Here is a 24,394-nt window from a genome sequence, read left to right as displayed (position 1 = left end):
TGTCAGACCAGTTGTTTACGCTGGTTTGACGGCGGAATGGATAAAGACTCTCTGTACTTCGCGACAGTGCGGCGCGCGACCATGATACCCTGCTCGGACAGCATGGAGGTGAGCTTACTGTCGCTCAACGGCTTCGCGGGGTTTTCCGCGGCGATTAACTTCTTCACCAACGCGCGAATGGCCGTCGACGAGGCTTCGCCGCCGCCTTCGGTATTCACATGGCTGGAGAAGAAATACTTCAGTTCAAAAATACCGCGCGGACTGTGCAGATATTTTTGCGTGGTGACACGGGAAATGGTGGATTCATGCATCTCGACAGCCTGGGCGATATCGGCCAGCACCATCGGCTTCATATACTCTTCACCCTGTTCGAAAAAAGCCTGCTGCTGTTCAACGATGCAGCGGCTGACGCGCAGCAGCGTATCGTTGCGGCTTTCGAGACTTTTGATTAGCCAGCGGGCTTCCTGCAGATTGCTGCGAATGAACTGGCCGTCGGCGTCATTGCGGGCGCTGTTGCCCATTGCCGCATATTGCTGATTAATCTTCAGCCGGGGAATGCTGTCGGCGTTGAGCTCCACGGTCCAGCGGCCACTGACCTTGCGGACCAGTACGTCGGGAATGACATATTCCGGTTCACTGGTATGAATGGACTGGCCAGGGCGGGGATCCAGCGACTGGATCAGATTCACCGCCTCTTTCAGCACCTCTTCTTTCAGGCGGGTGACTCGCATCAGGGTGCGGAAATCGTGGTTAGCCAGCAGATCGAGATGGTCGCTGATAATCAACCGGGCCTCTTCCAGCCACGGCGTCTCTTTAGCGAATTGCGACAGCTGGATCAGCAGGCAGTCGCGCAGATCTTTCGCCGCGACGCCAACCGGATCAAAACGCTGGATGCGCTTCAGAACGGCCTCCACCTCTTCCAGGCCGATTTCGTCATCGCCAATGCTGTCGACGATGTCTTCAATCTGAATGGTGAGATAGCCCGTATCGTCGACGGCGTCGACGATGGAGGTGGCAATGGCGCGGTCAGTGTCGGTGAAGGGCGTCAGCTCGACCTGCCACATCAGATAATCCTGCAGCGTCTGAGTGGTTTCGCCTTGATAGACGGGCAGCTCGTCGTCCTGATAATCCACGCCGTTGCCTGACGGCGTACCGGCGGTATAGATTTCATCCCAGCTGGCATCGAGAGGGAGCTCGTCCGGCATCTCTTTTTGCTCAAGCGCATCGACGGTATCGAGGGACTCGCGGTCCTCCACTTCTTTCGCCTCTACCTCGTCGTGAAGATCGGTTTGCTCAAGCAATGGGTTACTTTCCAGCGCTTGCTGGAGCTCTTGCTGGAGTTCTAACGTGGACAACTGCAGCAAACGAATAGCCTGCTGCAGTTGCGGCGTCATGGCAAGCTGTTGGCTAAGCCTTAATTGCAAACCTTGCTTCATGTTCAGGGTAAATATCTCCGGCTAAAACGTCTGTAACCTCTACCCTATCAGAGTCTGAAGTCTTCCCCAAGATACACGCGCTTAACCTGCTCATCTTCGAGGATCTGCTGCGGCGTACCATGAGCAATAAGGTGTCCCTGACTGACAATATACGCCCGTTCGCAGACGGCGAGGGTCTCTCTGACGTTATGGTCGGTGATCAGTACGCCGAGGCCGCTGTCGCGCAGGTGTTCAATGATGCGTTTGATATCGATAACGGAGATGGGGTCAACACCGGCAAAGGGTTCATCCAGAAGGATAAATTTCGGGTTCGCCGCCAGCGCGCGAGCAATTTCGACACGGCGGCGTTCACCACCGGAGAGCGCCTGACCGAGGCTGTCGCGCAGGTGCTCAATATGAAACTCTTCCATCAGCTCTTTGGCGCGATCTTCCCGCTGTTCGCTGGTTAAATCGTCACGGATCTGCAGGACCGCCATCAGGTTGTCATAGACGCTCAGACGACGAAAAATAGAGGCTTCCTGCGGCAGATAGCCGATGCCCCGGCGCGCGCGCGCGTGCAGCGGTAGCAGACTGATGTCTTCGTCATCGATAATAATATTGCCCGCGTCGCGCGGCACAATGCCGACCACCATGTAGAAGGTGGTGGTTTTACCGGCGCCGTTCGGGCCGAGCAAGCCGACAATCTCTCCGGAGTTAACGGTGAGACTGACATCTTCCACCACGCGGCGGCCTTTATAAGCTTTGGCGAGGTTCTTCGCAGTTAAGGTTGCCATAACGAATTAGTTACTCTTCTTTTGCTGATTGCCGCTTTTATCCTGCAGCTCAGACGGCACCAGAACGGTGGTGACGCGTCGACCTTTGTCGCTGAAGGCCTGCATTTTTTGCTCTTTCACCAGATAGGTGATCTTATCGCCCTTGATATTGCTGTCGAGCTGCTCAAGGTAAGCGTTGCCGGTCAGCACGACGTAATCATTCTGCAGCTCGTAGCGCATTTTCGACGCCCGGCCTTTTACCGGCTTGCCGTTATCCTGCATCTGGTAGAAGGTGGCCGGGTTACCGAAGCCTTCGATCACCTCTTTACCTTTCTCATTGCCCGGACGGGTGACCACCACTTTATCAGCGTTAATTTTGATCGTCCCCTGGGTGACGACCACGTTACCGGTGAAAGTGACGACGTTGCCCTGCATATCCAGTGACTGCTGATCGGACTCGATATGGATCGGCTGATCGGTATCTCCCGTCTTGGCCAGGGCCGGCAGGCTGGCGGCCAGTAAAGCGCCGGCGAGCGCAATCTTAAGGCTGAGTTTGTTTGTTCTGAATTTCATAAGAGGTTCTCACCTTTTCAATCAGCTCGGCATTTTTGCTGCGAAGGTTTCCACGCATTTTCAGGCCGCTGGAATTAAATGTGGTGCCGTATAACGTCACCATGTCATCGGAGGTAACGTCCTGTGTGACCAGATTTATCTGGGCGTTATCCGTCGTAATTTTGCGCAGTTGAGAGTCAGGCGCGAGCGCATTCACCTCAACGTGCCCGTAAAGATAGAGCATACGGTCATTCGTCAGCTTCGCTTTATCTGCCCTGATTGACCAGGTTGGCACCTTATTGGTATCAAAGGTGGTCATCACCGGCTTGGTAAACCAGGAAACCTCCTGATCGGAAAAGTATTCCACATGCTCGGCAATCAGCCGATAGCTCAGGGCGCCTTCCGGGCTGTACACGACGGTGTCGGTATGTTCGCTTTTATACGTCGGGTCGTTGGGATTGACCTCCGGCTGGGCCGTGTCGTCCGTATTCGCCAGATTCAGGCCGATGAGGATCAGCGCGAGCAGCGACAGTAAAATGATAACCCAACGTCTGGTTTTACTCATATTGATTGCCCTTTGGCCTCATCCAACTTGCCCTGCGCCAATAGTAACAAATCGCAGACTTCGCGTACCGCGCCGCGTCCGCCGTTAATGCGCGTGACATAATTCGCCCGCGGCAGCAGCAGCGGATGCGCATCGGCGACGGCGACGCTTAAACCCACTTCCGCCATCACCGGCCAGTCGATCAGATCGTCGCCGATATACGCCACTTCATCCGGACGAACCGCCAGTTTGCTGATTAATTCGCGAAACGCCAACAGCTTATCCGACTGACCTTGATAGAGATGCGTAATGCCCAGCGTCTGGCAGCGGTCTTCTACCAGTTTAGCTTTTCGCCCGGTAATAATCGCCACTTCGATGCCGGAGGTCAGCGCGCAGCGGATACCATAGCCATCGCGGACGTTGAACGCTTTCAGCTCCTCGCCGTGATTACCCATATAGATAAGTCCGTCGGATAATACACCGTCAACATCGAGGATCAGTAGACGGATCTTAGCCGCGCGATCGAGAAACGCCTGGCTTACCGGCCCATAGCATGTCGCTAACTGAGCATCAGCATTATTCATTATTTTTTCCTTACTTACACTACGCCCGCGCGCAGGAGATCGTGCATATGTACCACACCTAGCAGGTGGTCGCCATCGGCAACCAGCACGCAGGTGATATGACGGGATTGCATCAGGTTTAGCGCATCTACCGCCAGGGTGCCGGGACGGATGCGGATCCCTCCCCGGGTCATGACATCGGCAATGCTGGCATTACGCATATCGACGCCGGTATCAAAGACCCGGCGCAGGTCACCATCGGTGAAGATCCCGATGATGTTCATATCGTCATCGCAAACGGCGGTCATGCCTAAATTTTTACGCGTGATTTCCAGCAGCGCATCGCGCAGGGTGGCCTGCAGGCCGACGTGCGGGATTTCATCACCGGTATGCATAATATCATTGACGCGCAGCAACAGCTTACGACCGAGTGCGCCGCCAGGATGAGACAGGGCGAAATCTTCGGCGGTAAAGCCACGGGCTTCCAGCAGAGCGACGGCGAGGGCATCACCCATCACCAGCGCCGCGGTGGTGCTGGAGGTGGGCGCCAGCCCTAACGGGCAGGCCTCTTTGGGCACTTTCACGCACAGATGGATATCCGCTGCGCGCGCCATGCTGCTCTCAGGCCGGCTGGTGATGCAGATAAGCTTCACCTGCTGGCGCTTCAGGACCGGGATCAGCGCCAGAATTTCATTCGATTCGCCGGAATTCGACAGCGCAATCACCACATCCTGTGGAGTGACCATTCCTAAATCGCCGTGCGCCGCTTCGCCGGGGTGGACAAAAAAAGCCGAGGTGCCGGTACTGGCGAACGTCGCCGCCATTTTGCGGCTGATGTGGCCGGATTTGCCCATCCCCATCACCACGACTTTGCCGCCGCAGCGGAAAATCGTTTCGCAAGCATGGGTAAAGTCTTCATTTATATATTGATCGAGCTGGGCCAGACCTTCACGTTCAATTTCCAGCACCTGACGGCCTGCCTGTTGAAAGTCAAAATCCGTGGGCAAATCTATTTGCGACATGATGTTATCCCGAGTCATTCAACGAAGAGCGGCGCTGTCCAGAACAGCATCGCCAACCAAACCACAAAGCCGCCGACCAGCAGTGCGCCAACCAGCCGTCCCGGCTGCTGCTGGCGGCGCCAGCACAGCACCGCGAAGATCAGGCTGACCAGCAGCATCACGCCATAATCGCGAGTGAAGGCTTCGCTCGCAAAGCTCCCCGGCGCGATCAGCGCCGGTAAACCCAGCACCAGCGCAATATTGAGGATATTGGCGCCGATGATATTGCCGATAGCAATGTCATCTTCCCCTTTCCGCGCCCCGGCGATAGCGGTGGCCAGCTCTGGCAGGCTGGTACCTATCGCCACCACCGTCAGACCGACGGTCAGCTCGCTAATGGCAAAAAAGTTTGCCAATACCGTGGTGTTATCCACCACCATACGGGTAGCCATGGGCATGACAATCATCGCGACCCCTAACCAGAGCAGAGCGACCGGCAGCGATCCTTCACGCGGCAGCTCCGCCAGCTGTTCGCGAGTCAGGCTATCGCTGCCCTGGCGCTCCGCCAGACGGGCGATTTTGATGGTAAACAGCAGCCACAGAAGCGCTAACGCCAGTAAAAACAGCCCGTCGAGACGGGACAGCTGTCCATCGTAGAGCACCAGCCCGGCCAGCACACTGACCAGCAACATTAGCGGTAATTCGCGGCGCAGAATATCAGAATGCACGGTAAATGGCCTGAGTAAGGCGGCGAGTCCGAGGATCAGAAGAATATTGGTAATGTTGGAGCCGAGCGCGGTGCCGACCGCCAGATCGATCTGCCCATGCAGCGAGGCCGTGGTGGAAACCATGATCTCGGGCAGGCTGGTGCCGATACTCACCACCGTCATACCGATGATCAGCGGCGGGATCCCCAACATACGACACAGGATGGAAGCGGCATAGACCAGACGATCGGCGCTGTAGACAACCAGCAGTAAACCAATAATTAACAGAGCCGTCGCTAAGAGCATCTAAAGTCCTTTCTTCAGGTATAATCGTCGCCTCGCTGGGTTATCCCTACGCAGCGTAACGAATTCTTAATTTTGACTTTATGTGTGCCAAAAGTAAAACAAATGCCAGCTTTCGCTAACCTGTGCAGGTAAGATTCTGTAAAAATGTTGTGATTGTGGCGCAAGAAAGGGCCATGCTTGCCCGTCAGGTGTTTAGTAAGGATGATTTTATGAGCCAAACTCAGGCGAATTTAGTTGAAGTGCGCGGTATCCGCTTTTCACGCGGCGATCGTGTGATCTTCGACGACATCTCGCTGTCGGTGCCGCGCGGTAAAATTACTGCGATCATGGGACCTTCGGGGATCGGCAAGACTACCCTGTTACGCCTGATCGGCGGCCAGATCCCGCCGGACAGGGGAGAGATCCTGTTTGATGGCGAGAACGTGCCGCAGATGACGCGATCGCGTCTTTATACGGTGCGTAAGCGGATGAGCATGCTGTTCCAGTCTGGCGCGCTGTTCACCGATCTCAATGTCTTTGATAACGTTGCCTATCCGCTGCGCGAGCATACGCAGCTGCCGCCTGCGCTGCTGCATACGACGGTGATGATGAAGCTGGAAGCGGTGGGGTTGCGTGGGGCGGCGAAGTTAATGCCCTCCGAGCTTTCCGGCGGGATGGCGCGCCGTGCCGCCCTGGCGAGAGCGATTGCCCTTGAGCCGGATCTGATTATGTTCGACGAACCGTTTGTCGGGCAGGATCCCATCACCATGGGCGTGCTGGTGAAGCTGATTTCTGAACTCAACAACACGCTGGGTGTCACTTGCATCGTGGTTTCGCACGATGTGCCTGAGGTGCTTAGCATTGCGGACTACGCGTATATCGTGGCGGATAAAAAGATTGTCGCCCACGGTAGCGCCCAGTCGCTGCGGGAGAATACCGATCCTCGGGTTCGTCAGTTTATTGATGGTATTGCCGACGGCCCGGTGCCGTTCCGTTATCCGGCTGGCGACTATCACCATGATTTATTAGGCATAGGGAGTTGAGCGACTCATGCTGTTTAATGCGCTGGCCGCGCTAGGGCATCGCGGGATTAAAACCACCGCGACGTTTGGACGCGCCGGATTAATGCTTTTCAACGCCGTTGTGGGCAAACCAGAGTTTCGCAAGCACGCGCCGCTGCTGGTTCGTCAGCTCTATAACGTTGGCGTTCTGTCGATGCTGATTATCATTGTATCGGGCTTGTTTATCGGTATGGTGCTCGGGCTGCAGGGGTATCTGGTCTTAACCACCTACAGCGCAGAGACCAGTCTTGGCATGCTGGTGGCGCTGTCGCTGCTGCGCGAGCTGGGGCCGGTGGTCGCTGCGCTGCTGTTTGCCGGGCGCGCCGGATCGGCGCTGACCGCCGAGATTGGCCTGATGCGGGCCACGGAGCAGCTCTCGAGTATGGAGATGATGGCGGTGGATCCGCTGCGTCGCGTGATTTCTCCACGCTTCTGGGCTGGCGTCATTTCGCTGCCGCTGTTGACGATTATCTTTGTCGCGGTAGGGATCTGGGGTGGTGCGCTGGTAGGCGTAAGCTGGAAAGGCATTGACGGTGGTTTTTTCTGGACCGCGATGCAAAATGCCGTCGACTGGCGAATGGACCTGGTGAACTGCCTGATTAAGAGTCTGGTATTCGCCATTACGGTAACCTGGATTGCGTTATTTAACGGTTATGACGCTATCCCCACTTCCGCCGGGATTAGCCGGGCGACAACACGCACCGTGGTGCATGCGTCGCTGGCGGTTCTGGGGCTGGATTTTGTGCTGACTGCGCTGATGTTTGGGAATTGAGTTCATGCAAACGAAAAAAAATGAAATCTGGGTAGGGGTGTTCTTACTGGTGGCGCTGCTGGCGGCGCTGTTTGTCTGCCTGAAGGCGGCGAACGTCACCTCGCTACGTACTGAGCCGACTTACCGCCTTTACGCGACCTTCGATAACATCGGCGGCCTGAAGGCGCGTTCGCCGGTACGCATCGGCGGTGTGGTTGTGGGACGGGTAGCGGACATCACTCTCGACCCGAAAACCTATCTGCCACGCGTGGAGCTCGATATCGATGAGCGCTACAACCATATCCCGGATACCAGTTCGTTGGCGATCCGCACCTCGGGTCTGCTGGGCGAACAGTATCTGGCGCTGAACGTCGGTTTTGAAGACCCGGACCTTGGGACGACTATCCTTAAAGACGGCGGTACTATCCAGGACACCAAGTCCGCCATGGTGCTGGAAGATCTGATTGGTCAGTTCCTTTATAACAGCAAGGGCGGCGACAATCAGAATTCTGGCAATGATAAGGCCGAGGCAGAAGGTCATACTGACGCGACGCCGGCAGCCGGCACGACGCATTAATTTCAGGAGAAACACGATATGTTTAAACGCTTACTCATGGTCGCCATGCTGGTGATTGCCCCGCTGACCGCTGTCCAGGCGGCAGACCAGTCCAACCCGTATAAGCTGATGAATGAAGCGGCGCAGAAAACCTTCGATCGCCTGAAGAATGAACAGCCGAAGATCAAAGCCAACCCTAACTATCTGCGCGACATCGTCGACCAGGAGCTGTTGCCGTATGTGCAGGTGAAATATGCTGGCGCGCTGGTGCTGGGCCGCTATTACAAAGAAGCGACCCCCGCGCAGCGTGAGGCCTACTTTGCCGCCTTCCGTGAATATCTGAAGCAGGCCTACGGCCAGGCGCTGGCGATGTACCACGGGCAGACTTACCAGATTGCGCCGGAGCAGCCGCTGGGCAGCGCAACCATCGTTCCGATCCGCGTCACTATCATCGACCCGAACGGTCGTCCGCCGGTGCGTCTGGACTTCCAGTGGCGTAAAAATACCCAGACCGGTAACTGGCAGGCCTACGATATGATCGCCGAAGGCGTCAGTATGATCACCACCAAACAGAATGAGTGGAGCGATCTGCTGCGCACCAAGGGCGTTGACGGCCTGACCGCGCAGCTGAAAGCGATCTCCGCTCAGCCGATCACGCTGGAACAGAAAAAATAATGACCGGGCAGCTGAGCTGGACTCGCGAGGGCGAGACGCTGGCGCTGCACGGAGAGCTGGACCAGGATCTGCTGGTCCCGCTCTGGGAAGCACGCGCCAGGGCGACGGAGGGGGCGACGATCATCGATCTCAGCCAGACTACGCGCGTGGACACGGCGGGCCTGGCGCTGTTAGTGCATTTTGTGGCACTGATCCGCCGTCAGGGGCGGGAAGCGCAGCTGATCGCGAAGAGCGAAAATCTGCAAACGCTGATCGGTCTTTACAACCTGCCTGTCGATATGATCCCATAATCTTTTCAGTGCCTTAGCGTTGAAGCTATTCCGAAAGCCCCGGCAATCTTTTCGTCGGGGCTTTTTGCTTGTTTAAGACCGCGCCACTTTCCTCTAAGATGTTGGGCTGTTTTCACTATCAGATAAATTTGAGCCCATGGAAAATCATGAAATTCAGACCGTGCTGATGAACGCACTCCCCCTCCAGGAAGTCCACGTCTCTGGCGATGGCAGCCACTTTCAGGTTATTGCTGTGGGTGAGATGTTCGATGGCATGAGTCGGGTTAAAAAGCAGCAGAGCGTCTACGCGCCGCTGATGGAATATATTGCTGACAACCGTATCCATGCGCTGTCGATCAAGGCCTTCACTCCGCAGGAGTGGGCGCGAGACCGCAAACTAAATGGCTTCTAAGCTGTGGGGGGTCCCCTGCAGCGTATGTGAATTTTTAATAGAGAACAGAATCAATGGATAAATTCCGTGTTCAGGGGCCGACTCGCCTTCAGGGCGAAGTCACCATTTCTGGTGCAAAGAACGCCGCCCTGCCAATCCTCTTTTCCGCGCTGCTTGCCGAAGAGCCGGTAGAGATCCAGAACGTACCTAAGCTGAAAGATATCGATACCACCATGAAGCTGCTGAGCCAGCTGGGCGCGAAGGTTGAGCGCAATGGTTCGGTATGGATTGACGCCGGCCCGGTTGATGTATTCTGTGCTCCGTACGACCTGGTGAAAACCATGCGTGCCTCCATCTGGGCGCTGGGCCCGCTGGTGGCGCGTTTTGGTCAGGGACAAGTTTCTCTGCCAGGCGGCTGCGCCATCGGCGCGCGTCCGGTCGACCTGCACATTAGCGGTCTGGAACAGCTGGGCGCCGAGATCAAACTGGAAGAAGGTTATGTCAAAGCCTCGGTCAACGGTCGCCTGAAAGGCGCGCATATCGTGATGGATAAGGTGAGCGTCGGCGCTACCGTAACTATCATGAGCGCAGCGACCCTCGCGGAGGGGACGACGATTATCGAAAACGCCGCGCGCGAGCCGGAAATTGTCGATACCGCCAACTTCCTTAACGCGCTGGGCGCGAAAATCAAAGGCCAGGGCACCGATCGCATTACCATCGAAGGCGTGCAGCGTCTGGGTGGCGGCGTATACCGTGTACTGCCGGACCGTATCGAAACCGGCACCTTCCTGGTGGCCGCGGCGATTTCCGGCGGCAAGATCCTCTGCCGTAACGCGCAGCCGGATACTCTGGATGCCGTTCTGGCGAAACTGCGTGACGCCGGGGCTGACATCGAAACGGGAGAAGACTGGATTAGCCTCGATATGCACGGCAACCGTCCGAAAGCGGTCAACGTGCGTACCGCGCCGCACCCGGGCTTCCCGACCGATATGCAGGCCCAGTTCACGCTGCTTAACCTGGTGGCGGAGGGGACCGGCGTGATCACCGAAACGATCTTTGAAAACCGCTTCATGCACATTCCGGAACTGATCCGTATGGGCGCGCACGCGGAGATCGAGAGCAATACCGCTATCTGTCACGGCGTGAAGCAGCTTTCGGGCGCGCAGGTGATGGCGACCGATTTGCGTGCGTCGGCGAGCCTCGTGCTGGCAGGCTGCATCGCTGAAGGGACCACCATCGTTGATCGCATCTACCACATCGATCGTGGCTATGAGCGTATCGAGGATAAACTGCAGGCGTTGGGTGCCAATATTCAGCGCGTGAAGGGCGAGTAACCGTGTCCTGACAGGGCCCCGGGGCGTTGGTTCGGGACCCTGTCGATTATCACATCACCTGTCTGTCTTCTTTTGACGCATCATCTGCGTTCTGTCGATAAACTCATGAGTCACCGGGTCGTGGTAGCGTGACGGCCAGATGACCCACGGCTGCGTTTCCAGCGCCGTGGCGATAATCAACTCGCCTTTCGGCCAGGGGCGGGTCAGGGCGTTCGCCAGCGTTGAAGAACTCAGGCCGTGCCGTCGCGACTCTGCCGCCAGCGATGTTCCCCGTTTACGTAACCCAGCAACAATATCGGCGGGATGCCAGTCGATGAACTTATCCATAAATTCTCCTGGTGTTAAAGGTCCAGATCGTCCACATGGGCGATGGGGACACTATACCCGCGTACTATGTAGGGTTCTAACAAGTTCTGTTAAGGCGCCAGAATATTCAGAATCTATCAAGATATTCGGAAGTTTAGGGAGAGAAGTGGCATTTTACTGGAACTTTCCCGCGCATCGCGCGGGAAAGGAGGGGGGGTTAATGATCGCGCTGGACCGCAATATGTGCCAGTCCAATCAAAGCTTCGCGCCACGGTGTGTCCGGGAGGATCTGCAGGGCTGCAATCGCTTTATCGGCTTCTTCTTCAGCACGCTTCTGCGTCCACTCCAGCGAACCGCAGGTGGCCATGGTTTCCAGAACAGCATCCAGCAGATGGCGACCATTGCCCTGCTCGATCGCCCCGCGGATCATCGCCGCCTGATCGGGGGTGCCATGATGCATAGCATGCAGCAGCGGTAGCGTCGGTTTGCCTTCGTTCAGGTCATCACCGACGTTTTTACCGAGTCGCTCTCCGTCGGAGCTGTAGTCGAGTAAATCGTCGATCAGCTGGAAAGCGGTGCCGAGATAGCGACCATAATCCTGCAACGCGCGCTCTTCTTCCGCGGAGCAGTCGGCCAGCATTCCCGCACACTGCGAGGCCGCCTCAAACAGGCGCGCCGTCTTGCTGTAGATGACGCGCATATAGTTCTCTTCCGTGATATCCGGATCGTTGACGTTCATCAACTGCAGCACTTCGCCTTCGGCAATGACGTTCACCGCCTCCGACATGACCTCGAGGATCTTCAGTGAGCCTAGCTGGGTCATCATCTGGAAGGCGCGGGTATAGATGAAATCGCCAACCAGCACGCTGGCGGCATTGCCGAACGCCGCATTGGCCGTGGCTTTGCCGCGACGCATGTCAGACTCATCGACGACGTCGTCATGCAGTAGCGTGGCGGTATGAATAAATTCAATCAGCGCAGCAATAGTGACATGCGCGCTCCCTTGATAGCCCACCGCGCGCGCGGCAAGCACAGCAATCATCGGGCGAATGCGTTTGCCGCCGCCGCTGACGATGTAATAGCCTAACTGATTGATAAGCTGAACATCGGAGTTGAGTTGCTCAAGAATCGTCGCATTGACACCCGCCATATCTTGCGCGGTTAACTCATTGATTTTTTCTAAATTCATCGCAAAAGCCGGGCCAAATGTCCTGTTACCATGAATCCAGGTGGGATCACAGAAGGATTAAGACAGAATTAAAAGAAGATATGATTGTACTGAAAAATTGCCGTAGATAAACGTTGTCGTGAAAGTTGTGTTTTTTTTCTGCATTGATCGCTAATCGCTCTTGTCAAAGGCTCGCGTTTTGCGTAATATTCGCGCCCTATTGTGAATATTTATAGCGCACTCTGAATCACATAAAGAGGTGCGCGGAAGCGGAGTTTTATATGTACGCGGTTTTCCAAAGTGGTGGTAAACAACACCGAGTAAGCGAAGGTCAGACCGTTCGCCTGGAAAAGCTGGACATCGCAACTGGCGAAGCTGTTGAATTCGCTGAAGTGCTGATGATCGCAAACGGTGAAGAAATCAAGATCGGCGTTCCTTTCGTTGAGGGCGGCGTAATCAAAGCTGAAGTTGTTGCTCACGGTCGTGGCGAGAAAGTTAAAATCGTTAAGTTTCGTCGTCGTAAACACTATCGTAAGCAGCAGGGCCATCGTCAGTGGTTCACTGATGTGAAAATCACTGGCATCAGCGCCTAAGACCTGAGGAGTAGATTTAAATGGCACATAAAAAGGCTGGCGGCTCGACTCGTAACGGTCGCGATTCAGAAGCTAAACGTCTGGGCGTAAAACGTTTCGGCGGTGAAGCAGTTCTGGCAGGTAGCATCATCGTTCGTCAACGTGGTACCAAATTCCACGCTGGCACCAACGTTGGTTGCGGCCGTGACCACACTCTGTTCGCTTTGACTGACGGTAAAGTCAAGTTCGAAGTTAAAGGCCCGAAAAACCGTAAATTCATCAGCATCGTTGCTGAATAAGTTTTTCGCGTCCCGGTAACGGATGAAAGCCCCGCAACACGTTGCGGGGCTTTTTACATTCGTCTACTGGAAAATTTTGCAGGGAAACAGGCATGAAGCAGCAGGCTGGGATTGGCATTATTCTGGCGCTTACCACCGCGATGTGTTGGGGAGCGTTGCCGATTGCGATGAAACAGGTTCTTGAGGTGATGGAGCCGCCTACGGTGGTGTTTTATCGCTTCCTGATGGCCAGCATTGGGCTTGGCGCGATCCTCGCGATCAAAGGCAAACTGCCGCCGCTGCGAATTTTTCGCAAGCCGCGCTGGCTGGTTTTGTTAGCCATTGCCACCGGTGGCCTGTTCGGTAACTTCATTCTGTTCAGTTCTTCCCTGCAATATCTCAGCCCCACTGCTTCTCAGGTCATCGGCCAGCTATCGCCGGTGGGCATGATGGTGGCAAGCGTCGTGATTCTGAAAGAGCGCATGCGCGGTACCCAGGTGGTGGGCGCGTTGATGTTGCTCAGCGGGCTGGTGATGTTTTTCAACACCAGCCTGATTGAAATCTTTACCCGCCTGACGGATTACACATGGGGGGTAATTTTCGGCGTTGCTGCTGCAACGGTGTGGGTAAGCTATGGCGTCGCGCAAAAGGTGTTATTGCGCCGTCTGGCATCACAGCAGATACTATTTTTGCTGTACACTTTATGTACGATTGCATTACTGCCGCTCGCTAAGCCCGGGGTGATATCCCAGCTAAGCGACTGGCAACTGGCATGCCTGATTTTTTGCGGGCTAAATACCCTGGTCGGCTACGGGGCGCTGGCGGAAGCCATGGCGCGCTGGCAGGCGGCGCAGGTCAGCGCGTTAATCACCTTGACGCCACTGTTTACGCTACTGTTTTCTGATTTATTATCAATGGCCTGGCCCGATGTTTTCGCCAGACCGATGTTAAACCTGATTGGTTATCTCGGTGCGTTTGTCGTGGTTGCGGGCGCGATGTATTCCGCCATCGGCCATCGTCTTTGGGGGCGTTGGCGTAAGCGAGAGGCGGTAGTACCGCTGCCCCGCTCAGGCGAATGATTTACGGAGAGTAAAATGAAGTTTGTAGATGAAGCAACGATCCTGGTCGTAGCAGGTGACGGCGGCAATGGTTGCGTAAGCTTCCGCCGCGAAAAGTATATTCCGAAAGGCGGTCCGGACGGCGGCGATGGCGGTGACGGCGGCGATGTCTGGCTGGAAGCGGACGAGAACCTGAACACCCTGATCGACTACCGTTTTGAAAAATCGTTCCGCGCCGAACGCGGGCAGAATGGCCAGAGCCGCGACTGTACCGGTAAGCGTGGTAAAGACGTGACGGTGAAAGTGCCGGTCGGGACCCGGGTTATCGACCAGGGAACCGGCGAGACCATGGGCGACATGACCAAACACGGTCAGCGTCTGATGGTGGCGAAAGGTGGCTGGCACGGTCTGGGCAACACCCGTTTCAAATCATCCGTTAACCGCACCCCGCGTCAGAAGACCATGGGTACCCCGGGTGATAAACGCGACCTGCAGCTGGAGCTGATGCTGCTGGCCGATGTCGGGATGCTGGGGATGCCGAACGCCGGCAAATCCACCTTCATCCGTGCGGTCTCCGCCGCCAAGCCGAAAGTGGCTGACTATCCGTTTACCACCCTGGTGCCGAGCCTGGGCGTGGTGCGTATGGACAACGAGAAGAGCTTCGTGGTCGCCGATATCCCGGGGCTGATTGAAGGCGCAGCGGAAGGTGCAGGCCTTGGTATCCGCTTCCTCAAGCACCTTGAGCGCTGCCGTGTGCTGCTGCATCTCATCGACATCGAGCCTATCGATGGTTCCGATCCGGTTGAGAATGCCCGCATTATCATTGGCGAGCTGGAGAAATACAGCGAGAAGCTGGCCTCCAAGCCACGCTGGTTAGTCTTTAACAAGATTGACCTGATGGACAAAGCGGAAGCCGAAGCCAAAGCGAAGGCGATTGCCGAAGCGCTGGGTTGGGAAGATAAATTCTACCTGATCTCCGCGGCCAGCCAGCAGGGCGTGAAAGAGCTGTGCTGGGACGTGATGACCTTTATCATCGAAAACCCGATCGTGCATGTGGAAGAAGAGCAGAAGCCGGAGAAAGTCGAGTTCATGTGGGACGACTATCACCGTCAGCAGCTTGAAGAAGCCGAAGTCGAAGTGGAAGATGACGAAGACTGGGATGACGACTGGGACGAAGACGACGAAGAAGGCGTCGAATTCATCTACAAACGCTAATCCTGACTTCGCTGGATCAAAAAGGGCCGCATCTGATGCGGCCCTTTTGTTTTAGTTGTTCTGGTACAAATCTTTATACAAGCGGCTTTCAAAGCGGACCAGCGGGATGCGGCGATTACGCTGGTCGGCGGGTTCCACGGCGTAGCCGGAGAGATATTGCACGAAGGCCACCTTTTGTCCGCTGGCGGTAGTGATAAAGCCTGCAAGGTTATAAACCCCCTGCAACGAACCTGTTTTCGCCGAGACTTTGCCATCCACGCCCGCCTGGTGGAGGCCGGCGCGGTATTGCAGCGACCCGTCGTGGCCCGCCAGCGGCAGCATGGAGATGAAGTTGAGCTCGGTATCGTGCTGGGCGATATACTGCAGCACCTGCATCATGGTCGCCGGGGCGATCAGGTTGTGGCGCGACAAGCCAGAGCCGTCGGCGATGATCGTGTTGCCGAGATCGACCCCAGCCTGTTGACGCAGGATCTGGCGTACGGCATCGGATCCTGCCCGCCAGGTGCCAGGTACGCCGAAGCGGGCGTGGCCGATGGTACGAAAGACGGTGTCGGCAATCATGTTGTCTGACTTCTTCAGCATGATCCGCAGCAGATCGTGCAGTGGAGCCGACTGGGTGGTGGCTAATACCGTTCCGGGGTCATTGGCCAGCGTCTGGCGCAGCAGCGTGCCGCTATAGGTGATCCCCGCCTGGGTCAGCTCCGCTTTGAGGATCGCCCCGGCGTAGCTGGCGCCATCCTGAATGGCGAAGGCCAGCGGCAGCGGCTCGCTACGCTGCGGCAGGCAGCCAGTGAGGGTATAGCGATTGAGATCGCCTGGCACTACGTCGAGCTCGCAGTACTGTGCTTCTGCTGAGCCGCGCGCCAGCGTTCGCACCTGGCTGAACATGGTGACCGGATAATAGGACGCAACGCGAATGAAGGCGAGATCGCCCGGTTTCTGCGCGCTATACAGCGAGACAGAGAAGCAGTTACGGTCGACAATTGCGGCCGCCGGCGGGGCGCTGAAGCACTGCGTCAGGTCGTTCCACGGCCAGCCCGGCGCTTTGTCATGGCTGGCGAAGACCGAGGTATCGATGAGCACATTGCCTTCGATACGCTGCACGCCAGCTTTTTTCAGCGTCGCCACCATATTGCGAATATCCTGCCGTTTGAGCGTCGGATCGCCGCCGAAGCGTGCAATCAGATCGCCTTTCAGCACGCCGCCGTCAAGTGAGCCTTTGGTTTCCAGCGTGGTGGTAAAGCGGAAATCGGGCCCCAGCTGCAGCAGAGCCGCCAGCGCGGTGATAACCTTTTGCGTACTGGCCGGGAGCGCCATTTGCTGGCTGTGATAGTCGATTTCCGGCGTCGATGCGCCGACCTTTTGCACCATAAAGGCAAGGTTCGCACCGGCGGGAAGCTGGTTGATGTACTCGTCAATATTCGCCGCCTGAGCGCTAAGCGCTATACCGGCAGTCAATCCGATGATAAATCTGGGAAATCGCATAATCTCGCGCTAACAACCTGAAGCCAGGCCGTCATACTACGGTGCAACGCCCAGTAAAGTAAACGATGACCCATAATGAACTTCGGGGTAAAATACCTATCAAATGAAAAATTGCTGCTGACCTGGGGAGTGTTTCCCGGGTCGGTTTCTTTTTGCTCGTGTCCTGCCTGTGGGCAGGGCAGGTGGCGGGGCGGAGCTCTCCGTTCCCTGAAGGAATGATAAAGAGGTATAACTAATGCAAGCGATTCCGATGACCTTACGTGGCGCTGAGAAACTGCGCGAAGAACTGGATTATCTGAAGTCTGTGCGTCGTCCTGAAATCATTGCCGCTATTGCTGACGCTCGTGAACACGGCGATCTGAAAGAGAATGCTGAGTATCATGCTGCGCGTGAGCAGCAGGGCTTCTGCGAAGGGCGTATCAAAGATATTGAAGCGAAGCTGTCCAATGCCCAGGTGATCGATATCACCAAAATGCCGAACAATGGCCGGGTAATTTTTGGCTCAACCGTCAGCGTGCTCAACCTCGATACCGATGAGGAACAGACCTACCGCATCGTGGGTGATGATGAAGCTGATTTTAAGCAGAATCTGATCTCCGTGAACTCGCCGATCGCCCGTGGTCTGATCGGCAAAGAGCAGGATGACGTCGTGACTATCCGTACCCCGGGTGGTGAAGTGGAATACGAAATTACTAAGGTTGAATACCTGTAAGGCGTATTTCCCGCTACGATGTTTATAGATTGTAAAGAAAGGAAAAAGGCCGCATAGCGGCCTTTTATCAACGTCAGGAGCATGGCATTTTGCTCGCCTGGCCGCAGAAATCCCTCGTTTTACACAAAGTTGTGTCGAGATTCAGGATATTCTTAGCGTGGCAGCGAGATCTTACGCTCTGGCGTTGGGCGGTACAGAACCAGCGTTTTACCGATGACCTGTACGTTACAGGCGCCGGTTTCACGTACGATGGCTTCCACGATCAAGGCTTTAGTTTCGCGATCTTCTGAGGCGATCTTCACCTTGATGAGCTCATGGTGCCCTAACGCTTGTTCGATCTCGGCCAGTACCCCTTCGGTCAAACCATTATTGCCAAGCATAACTACCGGCTTGAGCGGATGTGCCAGACCTTTCAGGTGCTGTTTTTGTTTAGTACTCAGATTCATCGTGTTTTTTTGCTTACGTTGGGATTGAAAACGGGTCATTCTACCGCCATCTCCCATATATCGCCAAACTACCGCGTCGATTTTTACGCAGTAAAGTACGATGAACCCGAACGGGAATGTTAAATGACAGGTAAAAAGCGTTCTGCCAGCTCAAGCCGCTGGCTTCAGGAACACTTTAGCGATAAATATGTTCAACAGGCACAGAAAAAGGGGTTACGTTCCCGTGCCTGGTTTAAACTTGATGAAATACAGCAAAGTGACAAAATTTTTAAGCCGGGGATGACGATAGTCGATCTCGGTGCTGCTCCCGGTGGCTGGTCGCAGTATGCGGTCACGCAGATCGGCAACAGCGGCCGCATCATCGCTTGCGATCTTTTACCAATGGATCCAATCGTTGGTGTGGACTTCCTTCAGGGCGATTTTCGTGATGAATTAGTCCTGAAAGCGTTACTTGAGCGAGTGGGCGACAGTAAAGTCCAAGTTGTCATGTCCGATATGGCGCCGAATATGTGCGGAACACCGGCGGTGGATATTCCCCGGGCTATGTATCTGGTAGAACTGGCGCTTGAAATGTCTCGTGATGTATTAGCGCCAGGTGGTAGTTTTGTAGTGAAGGTGTTCCAGGGCGAAGGCTTCGATGAGTATCTTCGAGAAATTCGCTCCCTGTTTACGAAGGTCAAAGTTCGTAAACCGGACTCTTCCCGCGCTCGTTCGCGTGAAGTGTATATTGTAGCGACCGGGCGTAAACCATAACCGGCAGATTTCAAACGAAAGTTTGAAAGAAACTGGATATAGAGTATCCTGACGCTGTTTTTAACACAGTTGTAATAAGAGGTTAATCCCTTGAGTGACATGGCGAAAAACCTAATACTCTGGCTGGTCATTGCCGTTGTGCTGATGTCAGTATTCCAGAGCTTTGGGCCCAGCGAGTCGAATGGCCGCAAGGTGGATTATTCTACCTTCCTGCAAGAGGTCAATCAGGACCAGGTTCGCGAAGCGCGTATCAACGGACGTGAGATCAACGTTACCAAGAAAGATAGTAACCGTTACACGACTTACATTCCGGTTAACGATCCGAAGCTGCTCGATAACCTGTTGACTAAAAACGTCAAAGTTATTGGCGAACCACCAGAAGAGCCAAGCCTGCTGGCTTCCATCTTCATCTCCTGGTTCCCAATGCTGCTGTTGATCGGCGTCTGGATCTTCTTTATGCGGCAAATGCAGGGCGGCGGCGGGAAGGGCGCGATGTCCTTCGGCAAAAGCAAAGCCCGTATGCTGACGGAAGACCAGATCAAAACCACTTTTGCCGACGTTGCCGGGTGTGACGAAGCGAAAGAGGAAGTCGGTGAGCTGGTGGAATACCTGCGTGAGCCGAGCCGCTTCCAGAAACTGGGCGGTAAGATCCCGAAAGGCGTCCTGATGGTCGGCCCTCCGGGTACCGGTAAAACGCTGCTGGCGAAAGCGATCGCTGGCGAAGCAAAAGTACCGTTCTTCACAATTTCCGGTTCTGATTTCGTCGAAATGTTCGTCGGTGTCGGTGCATCTCGTGTGCGTGACATGTTCGAGCAGGCTAAAAAAGCAGCGCCTTGCATCATCTTCATCGATGAAATCGACGCCGTCGGCCGCCAGCGTGGCGCGGGTCTTGGCGGTGGTCACGATGAACGTGAGCAGACCCTGAACCAGATGCTGGTTGAAATGGACGGCTTCGAAGGTAACGAAGGTATTATCGTTATCGCGGCGACTAACCGTCCGGACGTTCTGGACCCCGCGCTGCTGCGTCCAGGCCGCTTCGACCGTCAGGTTGTCGTTGGTCTGCCGGATGTTCGCGGTCGTGAACAGATCCTGAAAGTGCATATGCGTCGCGTACCGCTGGCGCCGGATATCGACGCGGCGATCATTGCGCGCGGTACCCCTGGCTTCTCTGGTGCGGACCTGGCGAACCTGGTCAACGAAGCGGCGCTGTTTGCTGCTCGCGGCAACAAACGTGTTGTTTCGATGGTTGAGTTCGAAAAAGCGAAAGACAAAATCATGATGGGTGCGGAACGTCGCTCCATGGTGATGACGGAAGCGCAGAAAGAATCGACCGCTTATCACGAAGCAGGCCACGCCATTATCGGCCGTCTGGTTCCGGAACACGATCCGGTCCATAAAGTGACGATTATCCCGCGCGGTCGTGCGCTGGGTGTGACCTTCTTCCTGCCGGAAGGCGATGCGATCAGCGCCAGTCGTCAGAAACTGGAAAGTCAGATCTCCACCCTGTACGGCGGTCGTCTGGCGGAAGAGATTATCTACGGTCCGGAACATGTTTCTACCGGCGCGTCCAACGACATTAAAGTGGCGACGAACCTGGCGCGTAACATGGTGACCCAGTGGGGCTTCTCCGACAAACTCGGTCCGCTGCTGTATGCGGAAGAAGAAGGCGAAGTCTTCCTCGGCCGTAGCGTAGCGAAAGCGAAGCATATGTCCGATGAAACCGCGCGTATTATCGACCAGGAAGTGAAATCGCTGATCGAGCGTAACTACGGTCGTGCTCGCCAGCTGCTGAACGACAACATGGATATCCTGCACGCGATGAAAGATGCGCTCATGAAATATGAGACCATCGATGCGCCGCAGATTGACGACCTGATGGCTCGTCGCGATGTTCGTCCGCCGGCGGGTTGGGAAGAACCGGGTTCTTCGAATAACTCTGACAACAATGGCACGCCTCGTGCGCCGCGTCCGGTTGATGAACCGCGTACGCCGAACCCGGGCAACACCATGTCAGAGCAGCTGGGCGACAAGTAAGCTACCGCTGTTGATGTCTTGTTTTAACCTTAAAAACCCCGGGGCGCCCGCTCCGGGGTTTTTCTTTTTTTAACCTCTTCAGTCTCAGGGATTTTGTGATGAAACTTGTAGCCCAGGGCTCAACCCTCGATCTCTCTCATCCGCATGTGATGGGCATTCTTAATGTGACTCCCGACTCCTTCTCCGATGGCGGCGCTCACAACTCGCTGGTTGAGGCGGTGAAGCATGCCAATCTGATGATTAACGCCGGGGCGACCATCATTGATATCGGCGGTGAATCCACGCGGCCAGGGGCGGCTGAGGTGAGCGTAGAAGAGGAACTCGCGCGGGTGATCCCGGTTGTCGAAGCGATCGCTCAGCGCTTTGAAGTGTGGATCTCGGTGGATACGTCCAAACCGGAGGTTATCCGCGAATCAGCCCGGGCCGGGGCGCATATCATTAACGATATTCGTTCGCTGACCGAACCTGGCGCGCTGCAGGCCGCTGCGGAAACCGGGCTGCCGGTGTGTCTGATGCACATGCAGGGTCAGCCGAAAACCATGCAGGAGGCGCCGAAATATGAGGATGTCTTCGCCGATGTCGAGCGTTTTTTTGCAGAACATATTGTGCGCTGCGAGCAGGCGGGGATCGCAAAAGAAAAATTGCTGCTCGACCCGGGATTCGGTTTCGGTAAAAATCTCTCCCATAATTATCAACTGCTGGCCAGGCTGGGTGAATTTCACCACTTTGGGCTGCCTCTGCTGGTCGGTATGTCGCGTAAGTCGATGGTAGGTCAGTTGCTGAACGTCGGGCCGTCGGAACGGCTGAACGGCAGCCTGGCGTGTGCCGTCATTGCAGCAATGCAGGGCGCGCAGATAATCCGCGTCCATGATGTCAAAGAAACGGTAGAAGCGCTGCGCGTGGTGGAAGCCACCCTCGCCGCTAAGGGAAAAAAACGTTATGAGTAACCGCAAGTATTTTGGCACCGATGGTATTCGTGGCCGCGTCGGCGATGCGCCGATCACTCCGGAATTTGTGCTTAAGCTGGGCTGGGCGGCGGGGAAAGTGTTAGCGCGCCACGGCTCGCGTAAAATTATCATCGGCAAGGATACCCGTATTTCGGGCTATATGCTGGAGTCCGCGCTGGAAGCTGGGCTGGCGGCCGCGGGGCTCTCTGCGTCGTTCACCGGGCCAATGCCGACACCGGCCATCGCCTACCTGACGCGCGCATTCCGCGCCGAGGCGGGGATCGTTATTTCAGCTTCGCATAACCCTTTCTACGACAACGGTATTAAATTCTTCTCCATTGAGGGCACCAAGCTGCCGGATGATGTGGAAGAGGCGATTGAAGCCGAAATGGAGAAAGAACTCACCTGCGTGGATTCGGCAGAGCTGGGCAAAGCCAGCCGTATCGTTGATGCCGCCGGGCGCTACATTGAATTTTGTAAAGGCACCTTTCCCAACGAACTGAGCCTCGGCACGCTGAAAGTGGTGGTGGATTGCGCGCACGGTGCGACCTATCACATTGCCCCCAATGTCTTCCGCGAGCTGGGCGCCCAGGTTATCGCGATGGGCTGCGAGCCTGATGGCCTCAACATCAACGAAGAGGTCGGCGCCACCGACGTGCGTGCGCTGCAGGCGCGCGTGCTGGCGGAGAAAGCCGATCTGGGTATTGCCTACGACGGCGATGGCGATCGGGTGATCATGGTTGACCATGAAGGCAATAAAGTCGATGGCGACCAGATCCTCTACATCATCGCCCGGGAAGGGCTGCGTCAGGGGCAGCTGCGCGGCGGCGCCGTTGGTACCCTGATGAGTAATATGGGACTGGAGCTGGCGCTCAAGCAGTTAGGCATCCCGTTTGCCCGCGCGAAGGTCGGTGACCGTTATGTACTGGAGATGCTGCAGGAAAAAGGCTGGCGCATTGGTGCGGAAAACTCAGGCCACGTGATCCTGCTGGATAAAACCACCACCGGCGATGGCATCGTCGCCAGTCTGCAGGTGGTCGCGGCGATGGTACGTAACCATATGAGTCTGCATGACCTTTGCAGTGGCATGAAGATGTTCCCTCAGTTACTGGTGAATGTGCGTTTTACCGAAGGCAGCGGTAACCCACTGGAGAACGAGCATGTCAAAGCGGTGACCGCAGAAGTGGAAGCAGCGTTAGGGAAACGCGGCCGTGTCCTGCTGCGTAAATCCGGAACGGAGCCGCTGATCCGCGTCATGGTAGAAGGCGAGCATGAAGATCAGGTGCACGAGTTTGCGCATCGCATCGCCGAAGCGGTAAAAAGCGTCTAAGCTTGCCGGCTAAGTGGTTAAAAAGGCGGCGCTTGCCGCCTTTTTTATGATCGAATACCGGCTTTTTGCTGTTTTTTTCTGCAGTTGATACAATGTGTCGAAATTGCCCTTGCGAAGGTCATTCGCTTTGGTTAGTATTCACACCCGCTTCAGTGGGAAACGTTAAAACGTCCCGCTTTATTGGTCGAAGCACTTGGTATGCGGCAAATCCGCAAGGAACAGGTTGATTATGTACGAAGCTCTTTTGGTTGTTTTCCTTATTGTAGCGATTGGCCTTGTTGGTCTGGTTATGCTGCAGCAAGGTAAAGGCGCTGATATGGGAGCCTCCTTCGGTGCAGGCGCTTCCGGCACACTGTTTGGGTCCAGCGGTTCTGGCAACTTCATGACCCGTATGACCGGCATCCTGGCTGCGCTGTTCTTCATCATCAGTCTGGCGCTGGGTAATATCAACAGCAACAAGACCAGTAAAGGAAGTGAGTGGGATAACCTGAGTGCACCGAAAACGGAGCAAACTCAGCCAACTGCGCCGGCTCAGCCGACCAGCGACATCCCGCACTAAGTATTCTGTACCGAGGTGGTGGAATTGGTAGACACGCTACCTTGAGGTGGTAGTGCCCTAACGGGCTTGTGGGTTCGAGTCCCATCCTCGGTACCAATATTCCAGAAAAAAGACGCTGAAAAGCGTCTTTTTTTGTTTTTGTCCCCTCCGGCCATTTAATTATAAACATCTCTTTGCTGGTTCCCTTCTTTTACTGTCGTTAAAGTCGCCTCGTCAAATTAACAGAGGTGAAGTGACATAATGAACAAGATCGGGTTGCTTATCGTCGCCGGTGTGCTCGGTTTAGCAGGGTGCAGTTCAACATCACCCTCCCAAACGGTGGAGACGATTAATGCGCTAACGGTACCGGTATCGCACAGTGAGCCTGGGGCGACAGCGAATAATGCCCAGGCGGTGACGCGCTATTTCCAGGATAATACGGCACTGATTGGTCGCCTTAACCATTCGTTGAAAAATCATTATTTGCAGGATGTGGAGCGCCGCGATGTGTTTGACAGACATAGTGAGGCGTACCAGGTGTATGGCGCCCTGACCCGTCTGGAGCAGATGGCGTCCATGAATGATGTTTACCGTAAAGAGAATAATGTTGCCGGTCTGCAGGAGATCAACCGCGTGCTGAAAAGCGTGCCGTTGGCCAGCTGAGAGAAGACAGGG

The 24,394-nt window shown here is 55.6% G+C and carries 29 protein-coding genes and 1 tRNA gene; 19 read left to right on the top strand and 11 right to left on the bottom strand.

The genetic code is table 11. From position 1 onward, the window contains the following. Positions 1 to 2: 2 nt before the first annotated feature. From rpoN to SPE70_RS23410, 7 genes are read right to left on the bottom strand one after another with little or no spacing between them, the layout of a single operon-like run. On the bottom strand, positions 3 to 1,436 hold the full coding sequence (gene rpoN, locus SPE70_RS23440; RefSeq protein WP_012540467.1) for an RNA polymerase factor sigma-54: 1,434 nt from the start codon (positions 1,434 to 1,436) through the stop codon (positions 3 to 5). 47 nt (positions 1,437 to 1,483) lie between these two features. After that, on the bottom strand, positions 1,484 to 2,209 hold the full coding sequence (gene lptB / locus SPE70_RS23435; protein WP_002918417.1) for an LPS export ABC transporter ATP-binding protein: 726 nt from the start codon (positions 2,207 to 2,209) through the stop codon (positions 1,484 to 1,486). 6 nt (positions 2,210 to 2,215) lie between these two features. Next, positions 2,216 to 2,761 carry a lipopolysaccharide ABC transporter substrate-binding protein LptA gene (gene lptA, locus SPE70_RS23430; protein ID WP_002918415.1) on the bottom strand — a complete coding sequence of 182 codons (546 nt, stop codon included), beginning with the start codon at positions 2,759 to 2,761 and terminating at the stop codon, positions 2,216 to 2,218. Continuing rightward, positions 2,730 to 3,305, bottom strand: a complete 576-nt coding sequence (gene lptC, locus SPE70_RS23425; protein ID WP_008806651.1) for an LPS export ABC transporter periplasmic protein LptC — start codon at positions 3,303 to 3,305, stop codon at positions 2,730 to 2,732. The genes lptA and lptC overlap by 32 nt, the downstream gene beginning before the upstream one ends. Further along, positions 3,302 to 3,868 (bottom strand): 3-deoxy-manno-octulosonate-8-phosphatase KdsC, encoded by a 567-nt coding sequence (kdsC, locus tag SPE70_RS23420; RefSeq protein WP_064169982.1) that lies wholly within the window; start codon positions 3,866 to 3,868, stop codon positions 3,302 to 3,304. Before kdsC ends, lptC begins: the two co-directional genes overlap by 4 nt. A 14-nt stretch (positions 3,869 to 3,882) precedes the next feature. Next, complete coding sequence (gene kdsD, locus SPE70_RS23415; RefSeq protein ID WP_369815300.1) at positions 3,883 to 4,887, bottom strand: arabinose-5-phosphate isomerase KdsD; 1,005 nt, start codon at positions 4,885 to 4,887, stop codon at positions 3,883 to 3,885. Continuing rightward, positions 4,884 to 5,861 (bottom strand): calcium/sodium antiporter, encoded by a 978-nt coding sequence (locus SPE70_RS23410; protein ID WP_008806648.1) that lies wholly within the window; start codon positions 5,859 to 5,861, stop codon positions 4,884 to 4,886. Before SPE70_RS23410 ends, kdsD begins: the two co-directional genes overlap by 4 nt. A 209-nt stretch (positions 5,862 to 6,070) precedes the next feature. Here SPE70_RS23410 and mlaF point away from each other — a divergent pair, with 209 nt between their 5' ends. From mlaF to murA, 7 genes are all read left to right on the top strand, one after another. Beyond that, positions 6,071 to 6,883 (top strand): phospholipid ABC transporter ATP-binding protein MlaF, encoded by an 813-nt coding sequence (mlaF, locus tag SPE70_RS23405; protein ID WP_012540470.1) that lies wholly within the window; start codon positions 6,071 to 6,073, stop codon positions 6,881 to 6,883. A 7-nt stretch (positions 6,884 to 6,890) separates the two neighbouring features. Next, complete coding sequence (gene mlaE, locus SPE70_RS23400) at positions 6,891 to 7,673, top strand: lipid asymmetry maintenance ABC transporter permease subunit MlaE (protein WP_004150949.1); 783 nt, start codon at positions 6,891 to 6,893, stop codon at positions 7,671 to 7,673. Between the two features lie 4 nt (positions 7,674 to 7,677). Then, a complete protein-coding gene (gene mlaD, locus SPE70_RS23395; protein ID WP_004206195.1) occupies positions 7,678 to 8,229 on the top strand; it encodes an outer membrane lipid asymmetry maintenance protein MlaD in 552 nt (183 codons plus the stop codon). A gap of 18 nt (positions 8,230 to 8,247) precedes the next feature. After that, on the top strand, positions 8,248 to 8,883 hold the full coding sequence (gene mlaC, locus SPE70_RS23390) for a phospholipid-binding protein MlaC (protein WP_002918386.1): 636 nt from the start codon (positions 8,248 to 8,250) through the stop codon (positions 8,881 to 8,883). Continuing rightward, entirely contained in the window at positions 8,883 to 9,173 is a 291-nt protein-coding gene (mlaB, locus tag SPE70_RS23385) for a lipid asymmetry maintenance protein MlaB (RefSeq protein WP_008806646.1), read from the top strand. Before mlaC ends, mlaB begins: the two co-directional genes overlap by 1 nt. 136 nt (positions 9,174 to 9,309) lie before the next feature. After that, a complete protein-coding gene (ibaG, locus tag SPE70_RS23380) occupies positions 9,310 to 9,564 on the top strand; it encodes a BolA family iron metabolism protein IbaG (protein ID WP_004144910.1) in 255 nt (84 codons plus the stop codon). A gap of 53 nt (positions 9,565 to 9,617) precedes the next feature. Further along, positions 9,618 to 10,877 (top strand): UDP-N-acetylglucosamine 1-carboxyvinyltransferase, encoded by a 1,260-nt coding sequence (gene murA, locus SPE70_RS23375; protein WP_008806645.1) that lies wholly within the window; start codon positions 9,618 to 9,620, stop codon positions 10,875 to 10,877. 54 nt (positions 10,878 to 10,931) lie between these two features. Here murA and sfsB read toward each other — a convergent pair whose 3' ends face one another. Both sfsB and ispB read right to left on the bottom strand, forming a co-directional pair. Next, positions 10,932 to 11,204 carry a DNA-binding transcriptional regulator SfsB gene (gene sfsB / locus SPE70_RS23370; RefSeq protein ID WP_008806644.1) on the bottom strand — a complete coding sequence of 91 codons (273 nt, stop codon included), beginning with the start codon at positions 11,202 to 11,204 and terminating at the stop codon, positions 10,932 to 10,934. Positions 11,205 to 11,400: 196 nt separating this feature from the next. Then, positions 11,401 to 12,372, bottom strand: a complete 972-nt coding sequence (gene ispB, locus SPE70_RS23365; RefSeq protein ID WP_008806643.1) for an octaprenyl diphosphate synthase — start codon at positions 12,370 to 12,372, stop codon at positions 11,401 to 11,403. A 260-nt stretch (positions 12,373 to 12,632) separates the two neighbouring features. Between ispB and rplU the strand changes: the two genes are divergently transcribed. The 4 genes from rplU to cgtA all read left to right on the top strand — a co-directional run bounded on the left by rplU (position 12,633) and on the right by cgtA (position 15,474). After that, positions 12,633 to 12,944 (top strand): 50S ribosomal protein L21, encoded by a 312-nt coding sequence (rplU, locus tag SPE70_RS23360; RefSeq protein WP_002918379.1) that lies wholly within the window; start codon positions 12,633 to 12,635, stop codon positions 12,942 to 12,944. Positions 12,945 to 12,964: 20 nt separating this feature from the next. After that, a complete protein-coding gene (gene rpmA / locus SPE70_RS23355) occupies positions 12,965 to 13,222 on the top strand; it encodes a 50S ribosomal protein L27 (protein ID WP_002434222.1) in 258 nt (85 codons plus the stop codon). Between the two features lie 92 nt (positions 13,223 to 13,314). Then, the gene (locus SPE70_RS23350; protein WP_008806642.1) at positions 13,315 to 14,280 is read left to right on the top strand and encodes a DMT family transporter; all 966 of its coding nucleotides are present in this window, start codon (positions 13,315 to 13,317) and stop codon (positions 14,278 to 14,280) included. Positions 14,281 to 14,295: 15 nt separating this feature from the next. Then, on the top strand, positions 14,296 to 15,474 hold the full coding sequence (gene cgtA / locus SPE70_RS23345) for an Obg family GTPase CgtA (RefSeq protein WP_008806641.1): 1,179 nt from the start codon (positions 14,296 to 14,298) through the stop codon (positions 15,472 to 15,474). Positions 15,475 to 15,525: 51 nt separating this feature from the next. Here cgtA and dacB read toward each other — a convergent pair whose 3' ends face one another. Further along, complete coding sequence (dacB, locus tag SPE70_RS23340) at positions 15,526 to 16,959, bottom strand: serine-type D-Ala-D-Ala carboxypeptidase (RefSeq protein WP_064169984.1); 1,434 nt, start codon at positions 16,957 to 16,959, stop codon at positions 15,526 to 15,528. Between the two features lie 235 nt (positions 16,960 to 17,194). Here dacB and greA point away from each other — a divergent pair, with 235 nt between their 5' ends. Further along, complete coding sequence (gene greA, locus SPE70_RS23335) at positions 17,195 to 17,671, top strand: transcription elongation factor GreA (RefSeq protein ID WP_008806639.1); 477 nt, start codon at positions 17,195 to 17,197, stop codon at positions 17,669 to 17,671. A gap of 152 nt (positions 17,672 to 17,823) precedes the next feature. Here greA and yhbY read toward each other — a convergent pair whose 3' ends face one another. Continuing rightward, positions 17,824 to 18,117, bottom strand: a complete 294-nt coding sequence (yhbY, locus tag SPE70_RS23330; RefSeq protein WP_002918374.1) for a ribosome assembly RNA-binding protein YhbY — start codon at positions 18,115 to 18,117, stop codon at positions 17,824 to 17,826. A 123-nt stretch (positions 18,118 to 18,240) separates the two neighbouring features. Here yhbY and rlmE point away from each other — a divergent pair, with 123 nt between their 5' ends. From rlmE to SPE70_RS23295, 7 genes are all read left to right on the top strand, one after another. After that, entirely contained in the window at positions 18,241 to 18,870 is a 630-nt protein-coding gene (gene rlmE / locus SPE70_RS23325) for a 23S rRNA (uridine(2552)-2'-O)-methyltransferase RlmE (RefSeq protein ID WP_008806638.1), read from the top strand. A 99-nt stretch (positions 18,871 to 18,969) separates the two neighbouring features. After that, positions 18,970 to 20,904, top strand: coding sequence for an ATP-dependent zinc metalloprotease FtsH (ftsH, locus tag SPE70_RS23320; protein ID WP_008806637.1), 1,935 nt, complete (start codon positions 18,970 to 18,972; stop codon positions 20,902 to 20,904). Positions 20,905 to 21,002: 98 nt separating this feature from the next. Continuing rightward, complete coding sequence (gene folP, locus SPE70_RS23315) at positions 21,003 to 21,851, top strand: dihydropteroate synthase (RefSeq protein WP_012540474.1); 849 nt, start codon at positions 21,003 to 21,005, stop codon at positions 21,849 to 21,851. Further along, positions 21,844 to 23,181 carry a phosphoglucosamine mutase gene (gene glmM / locus SPE70_RS23310; protein WP_002918370.1) on the top strand — a complete coding sequence of 446 codons (1,338 nt, stop codon included), beginning with the start codon at positions 21,844 to 21,846 and terminating at the stop codon, positions 23,179 to 23,181. Before folP ends, glmM begins: the two co-directional genes overlap by 8 nt. 229 nt (positions 23,182 to 23,410) lie before the next feature. Continuing rightward, a complete protein-coding gene (gene secG, locus SPE70_RS23305) occupies positions 23,411 to 23,740 on the top strand; it encodes a preprotein translocase subunit SecG (RefSeq protein WP_002918369.1) in 330 nt (109 codons plus the stop codon). A 9-nt stretch (positions 23,741 to 23,749) separates the two neighbouring features. Next, a tRNA-Leu gene (locus tag SPE70_RS23300) sits at positions 23,750 to 23,836 on the top strand. A gap of 297 nt (positions 23,837 to 24,133) precedes the next feature. Next, a complete protein-coding gene (locus SPE70_RS23295) occupies positions 24,134 to 24,382 on the top strand; it encodes a hypothetical protein (protein WP_162493299.1) in 249 nt (82 codons plus the stop codon). Positions 24,383 to 24,394 lie beyond the last annotated feature (12 nt).

The sequence above is a fragment of the Klebsiella sp. ZJOU C1 genome (genome assembly GCF_035620215.1).
Taxonomy (GTDB): domain Bacteria; phylum Pseudomonadota; class Gammaproteobacteria; order Enterobacterales; family Enterobacteriaceae; genus Klebsiella; species Klebsiella variicola.
Note: the sequence above shows the minus strand (reverse complement) of the source record. Positions and strands in the feature narration are given on the sequence as shown.

What these genes read in the sequence shown, in the direction of transcription:
- mlaC (WP_002918386.1), top strand. Translation starts at nt 8,248, where the DNA reads ATGTTTAAACGCTTACTCATGGTCGCCATGCTGGTGATTGCCCCGCTG.
- mlaE (WP_004150949.1), top strand. Translation starts at nt 6,891, where the DNA reads ATGCTGTTTAATGCGCTGGCCGCGCTAGGGCATCGCGGGATTAAAACC.
- rlmE (WP_008806638.1), top strand. Translation starts at nt 18,241, where the DNA reads ATGACAGGTAAAAAGCGTTCTGCCAGCTCAAGCCGCTGGCTTCAGGAA.
- mlaD (WP_004206195.1), top strand. Translation starts at nt 7,678, where the DNA reads ATGCAAACGAAAAAAAATGAAATCTGGGTAGGGGTGTTCTTACTGGTG.
- folP (WP_012540474.1), top strand. Translation starts at nt 21,003, where the DNA reads ATGAAACTTGTAGCCCAGGGCTCAACCCTCGATCTCTCTCATCCGCAT.
- sfsB (WP_008806644.1), bottom strand. Translation starts at nt 11,204, where the DNA reads ATGGATAAGTTCATCGACTGGCATCCCGCCGATATTGTTGCTGGGTTA.
- murA (WP_008806645.1), top strand. Translation starts at nt 9,618, where the DNA reads ATGGATAAATTCCGTGTTCAGGGGCCGACTCGCCTTCAGGGCGAAGTC.
- kdsD (WP_369815300.1), bottom strand. Translation starts at nt 4,887, where the DNA reads ATGACTCGGGATAACATCATGTCGCAAATAGATTTGCCCACGGATTTT.
- glmM (WP_002918370.1), top strand. Translation starts at nt 21,844, where the DNA reads ATGAGTAACCGCAAGTATTTTGGCACCGATGGTATTCGTGGCCGCGTC.
- mlaB (WP_008806646.1), top strand. Translation starts at nt 8,883, where the DNA reads ATGACCGGGCAGCTGAGCTGGACTCGCGAGGGCGAGACGCTGGCGCTG.
- cgtA (WP_008806641.1), top strand. Translation starts at nt 14,296, where the DNA reads ATGAAGTTTGTAGATGAAGCAACGATCCTGGTCGTAGCAGGTGACGGC.
- kdsC (WP_064169982.1), bottom strand. Translation starts at nt 3,868, where the DNA reads ATGAATAATGCTGATGCTCAGTTAGCGACATGCTATGGGCCGGTAAGC.
- rpoN (WP_012540467.1), bottom strand. Translation starts at nt 1,436, where the DNA reads ATGAAGCAAGGTTTGCAATTAAGGCTTAGCCAACAGCTTGCCATGACG.
- greA (WP_008806639.1), top strand. Translation starts at nt 17,195, where the DNA reads ATGCAAGCGATTCCGATGACCTTACGTGGCGCTGAGAAACTGCGCGAA.
- SPE70_RS23350 (WP_008806642.1), top strand. Translation starts at nt 13,315, where the DNA reads ATGAAGCAGCAGGCTGGGATTGGCATTATTCTGGCGCTTACCACCGCG.
- dacB (WP_064169984.1), bottom strand. Translation starts at nt 16,959, where the DNA reads ATGCGATTTCCCAGATTTATCATCGGATTGACTGCCGGTATAGCGCTT.
- ispB (WP_008806643.1), bottom strand. Translation starts at nt 12,372, where the DNA reads ATGAATTTAGAAAAAATCAATGAGTTAACCGCGCAAGATATGGCGGGT.
- rpmA (WP_002434222.1), top strand. Translation starts at nt 12,965, where the DNA reads ATGGCACATAAAAAGGCTGGCGGCTCGACTCGTAACGGTCGCGATTCA.
- mlaF (WP_012540470.1), top strand. Translation starts at nt 6,071, where the DNA reads ATGAGCCAAACTCAGGCGAATTTAGTTGAAGTGCGCGGTATCCGCTTT.
- ftsH (WP_008806637.1), top strand. Translation starts at nt 18,970, where the DNA reads ATGGCGAAAAACCTAATACTCTGGCTGGTCATTGCCGTTGTGCTGATG.
- secG (WP_002918369.1), top strand. Translation starts at nt 23,411, where the DNA reads ATGTACGAAGCTCTTTTGGTTGTTTTCCTTATTGTAGCGATTGGCCTT.
- rplU (WP_002918379.1), top strand. Translation starts at nt 12,633, where the DNA reads ATGTACGCGGTTTTCCAAAGTGGTGGTAAACAACACCGAGTAAGCGAA.
- lptB (WP_002918417.1), bottom strand. Translation starts at nt 2,209, where the DNA reads ATGGCAACCTTAACTGCGAAGAACCTCGCCAAAGCTTATAAAGGCCGC.
- lptC (WP_008806651.1), bottom strand. Translation starts at nt 3,305, where the DNA reads ATGAGTAAAACCAGACGTTGGGTTATCATTTTACTGTCGCTGCTCGCG.
- lptA (WP_002918415.1), bottom strand. Translation starts at nt 2,761, where the DNA reads ATGAAATTCAGAACAAACAAACTCAGCCTTAAGATTGCGCTCGCCGGC.
- SPE70_RS23410 (WP_008806648.1), bottom strand. Translation starts at nt 5,861, where the DNA reads ATGCTCTTAGCGACGGCTCTGTTAATTATTGGTTTACTGCTGGTTGTC.
- ibaG (WP_004144910.1), top strand. Translation starts at nt 9,310, where the DNA reads ATGGAAAATCATGAAATTCAGACCGTGCTGATGAACGCACTCCCCCTC.
- yhbY (WP_002918374.1), bottom strand. Translation starts at nt 18,117, where the DNA reads ATGAATCTGAGTACTAAACAAAAACAGCACCTGAAAGGTCTGGCACAT.